Here is a 3,146-nt window from a genome sequence, read left to right as displayed (position 1 = left end):
GGCCCGGCCCACCCCTCCGGCCCGGCCCCCGACGGCTCCTGGCCGCCCCCGCAGCCGGTCGGCCCGCCCCACGGCGCGGGCGCGCCCTACGGCGACGGGGCGCCCTACGGCGAGAGCGGCGCGGGCGGTTACGGCGGCCCGGCCGGCCCGAGCGGACCCGGTGGCCCCGGCGGCCCCGTCTGGGGAGCGTCGTACCAGCAGCCCGCCCCCAAGCCCCGCGGGCGCGGCGGTCTGGTCGCCGCGGTGCTGGTGGCCGCACTGGTCGCGGGCGGCATCGGCGGCGGCATCGGCTACACCCTGGCCAAGAACCACGACGACAGCGGCTCCACCACCGTCTCCTCCTCCGACAGCGGCGCCACCCAGGTCAAGCGCGCGCCCGGCACGATCGCCAGCGTGGCCGCCAAGTCGCTGCCCAGCACGGTCACCATCGAGGCCCAGGGCACCAACGGCGACGGCGGCACGGGCACCGGCTTCGTCTTCGACACCCAGGGCCACATCATCACCAACAACCACGTGGTGGCCGACGCCCTGAACGGCGGCAAGCTGACCGCGACGTTCCCCAACGGCCGGAAGTACGACGCCGAGGTCATCGGCCACGCCCAGGGCTACGACGTGGCCGTCGTCAAGCTCAAGAACCCGCCGTCGGACCTCAAGCCCCTGCCGCTCGGCGACTCCGACAAGGTGGCCGTCGGCGACGAGACGATCGCCATCGGTGCCCCCTTCGGCCTGTCCAACACGGTGACGACCGGCATCATCAGCGCCAAGAACCGCCCGGTGGCCTCCAGCGACGGCAGTTCCACCAGCAAGGCGTCGTACATGAGCGCCCTGCAGACCGACGCGCCGATCAACCCGGGCAACTCCGGCGGCCCGCTGCTGGACGCCTCCGGCGCGGTCATCGGCATCAACTCCGCGATCCAGTCGACCAACAGCGGCGGCGGTTTCGGCGGCTCCGGGCAGTCCGGCTCGATCGGCCTGGGCTTCGCCATCCCGATCGACCAGGCCAAGTACGTCGCCCAGCAGCTGATCCGGACCGGCAAGCCGGTGTACGCCAAGATCGGTGCCTCCGTCTCGCTGGAGGAATCCGGCGACGGCGCGAAGATCACCGACCAGGGCGCGGCCGGCTCCGCCGCCGTCGAGTCGGGCGGTCCGGCCGACAAGGCGGGCCTCAAGCCCGGCGACGTGATCACCAAGCTCGACGACATGGTGATCGACAGCGGCCCGACCCTGATCGGCGAGATCTGGACCCACAAGCCCGGCGACAAGGTGACGATCACCTACAAGCGGGGCGGCCAGGAACACACCACGGACCTGACCCTGGGCTCCCGCGTGGGCGACAGCTGACACCTCCGAGTCACAGCACGCGCGCGTATCCCGATCCCCCGGACCCGGCCCACACCACCCGCCGAACGTCCGATCCCGGTACGCTGTACCCGCTCCGTCCCTGGTGGACGGGGACGAGGTGGGTTGCCCGAGCGGCCTAAGGGAACGGTCTTGAAAACCGTCGTGGCGCGAGTCACCGTGGGTTCAAATCCCACACCCACCGCAGCAGTTGGCCAAGGGGCGTCTCCCGTTCAGGGGGCGCCCCTGCCGCGTTGCGATGGGCAGTGGCCCGTCATGCGGGCCGCCGAGGCGATCGTCGCGCGGGCCTCGTGTTCGGTCAGGCCGGTGGTGCGGGCCGCCTCGGTCAGGGGGTCGGCCAGAGTGGGGCCGAGGCCGTTCTCGTAGGCGCGGCAGGCCGCCCAGAACAGGCGGGTGTTGCGCTGGCCCTCGTGGGCGGAGAGAACGAACTGGACCAGGCCGTGGCCGTGGTCGCCGGCGGCGGCCGGGGCCGGGCGCGCGGTGCGGGGCGGGGGCAGCAGGAGGCGCAGGAGGGACGGCGGGCAGGGGGCCGGGGCGAGGTGGGCGGTGCCGGGGGCCGCCGTGTAGACGCCGTGGTCGGTGCGGGAGCCGGGGCCCACGAGGTAGCCGCCGGCGCCCCGGATGTCGATGCCGGGGGCGAGGCGGCCGGCCGAGTTCGGTACGACGACGTCCGGCGGGCCGGTGAGCCAGAGATGACGGCCGCCGCTCGGGGTCCGGACGACGACCGTCTCCGGGATGGTGAACAGATGGCGCAGGGCCAGTTCGCGCAGGGCGGCCGAGGAGTCCGTGCCGCACTTGGTGTCCAGGTCGACGCCGATCAGGTGGTACGGGGGCAGCCCGCAGGCGATGCCGTAGCCGGTGGCCCAGGGCGCCGCGGCGAACAGTTCGCGGATGCGGACGGGGTCGGTCGAGGCGTCGTACACGCCGTGGCCGAAGCGGCCGCAGGCGCCGTGGCAGCGCGGTCCGGCCGGATCGGGGTCGTCGCGGTGGGGGGAGCGCAGGGCCGGGAGCTTCGTCCGGGACAGGGGGATGACGGCCAGGCCGCGTTCGGCGGCTGACAGCGCGTGTGCGAGGGCCAGCGTCGTGGCCTGCCGGTCGGTGGTGGCCATGGATCCATGTTCGTACGCACGTTCGAAAAAGGGAAGGGGGCGTGTTCGGTGCGCCGGGGGTGGTGGAGCAGGGGTGGATGTCCGGCGGAACGATTCACCTCTTGTGTCGCTTGAGGGGTGAAAGTCCCTCTTCGCGTCTCCTGAGCGGAGAGGTTACAAAAGGCGGCGATAAAGGTTTATCGACTTGTCATCACGCTTGCGTGCGAATCGGGGCTTCCGGGCTGGTTCGCCGGGGATTCGGTGGGCAACTCTTGATGCGCGACGTCGTACACGAAGTCGAGGCGGTCGGCCAACTGCCTTGACAAAAGCCGCAGTTCACGTACTTCCGGCCCTCGGGCCGGCTTCTGGAGGAACAAGATGGCAAGCATCCGTACCGCCCGCGTTGTCGCCGCCGTCGCCGCTCTCCCGCTCGCAGCCGCACTGTTCGGCGGGGTCGCCGCCGCGGACAACGGTGCGATCGCGGGCAACGGATCGAACGCCGGCGTGGCCAGCGTCGTCGGCAGCGGTGTCGGTGGCAACAACTACGGGAACTCGTCCACCACGCAGCAGAACGCCGTCGGCAGCGGCGCCACGAACCAGAGCAACACCTCCCAGGTCAACGACTCCTGGGGCACCGCCGTCCAGCAGGGCAACGGGAACCTGGCCATCCACTTCACCGAGCTGTGGTGAGCCCGGGGC

3 protein-coding genes and 1 tRNA gene are annotated in these 3,146 nt (G+C 72.1%); 3 read left to right on the top strand and 1 reads right to left on the bottom strand.

Going from position 1 to position 3,146, the window contains the following annotated elements; all coding sequences use genetic code 11:
- Together LE548_RS28940 and LE548_RS28935 are read left to right on the top strand one after the other, a co-directional pair.
- Positions 1 to 1,341, top strand: a 1,341-nt coding sequence (locus LE548_RS28940) for a S1C family serine protease (protein ID WP_225099898.1), incomplete at its 5' end; no start/stop codon positions are given.
- A gap of 117 nt (positions 1,342 to 1,458) precedes the next feature.
- Positions 1,459 to 1,543 (top strand) — tRNA-Ser (locus tag LE548_RS28935).
- A 28-nt stretch (positions 1,544 to 1,571) separates the two neighbouring features.
- Here the strand turns inward: LE548_RS28935 and LE548_RS28930 are convergent.
- Positions 1,572 to 2,468 carry a bifunctional DNA primase/polymerase gene (locus LE548_RS28930; protein ID WP_225099897.1) on the bottom strand — a complete coding sequence of 299 codons (897 nt, stop codon included), beginning with the start codon at positions 2,466 to 2,468 and terminating at the stop codon, positions 1,572 to 1,574.
- Positions 2,469 to 2,825: 357 nt separating this feature from the next.
- Between LE548_RS28930 and LE548_RS28925 the strand changes: the two genes are divergently transcribed.
- Entirely contained in the window at positions 2,826 to 3,137 is a 312-nt protein-coding gene (locus LE548_RS28925) for a hypothetical protein (protein WP_225099896.1), read from the top strand.
- Positions 3,138 to 3,146: the final 9 nt, after the last annotated feature.

Origin of the sequence: Streptomyces sp. CoH27, from assembly GCF_020181035.1 — a bacterium.
Classification (GTDB): domain Bacteria; phylum Actinomycetota; class Actinomycetes; order Streptomycetales; family Streptomycetaceae; genus Streptomyces; species Streptomyces camelliae.
The sequence above is the reverse complement of the archived record's forward strand: the minus strand, read 5'-3'. Positions and strand labels throughout refer to the sequence as shown.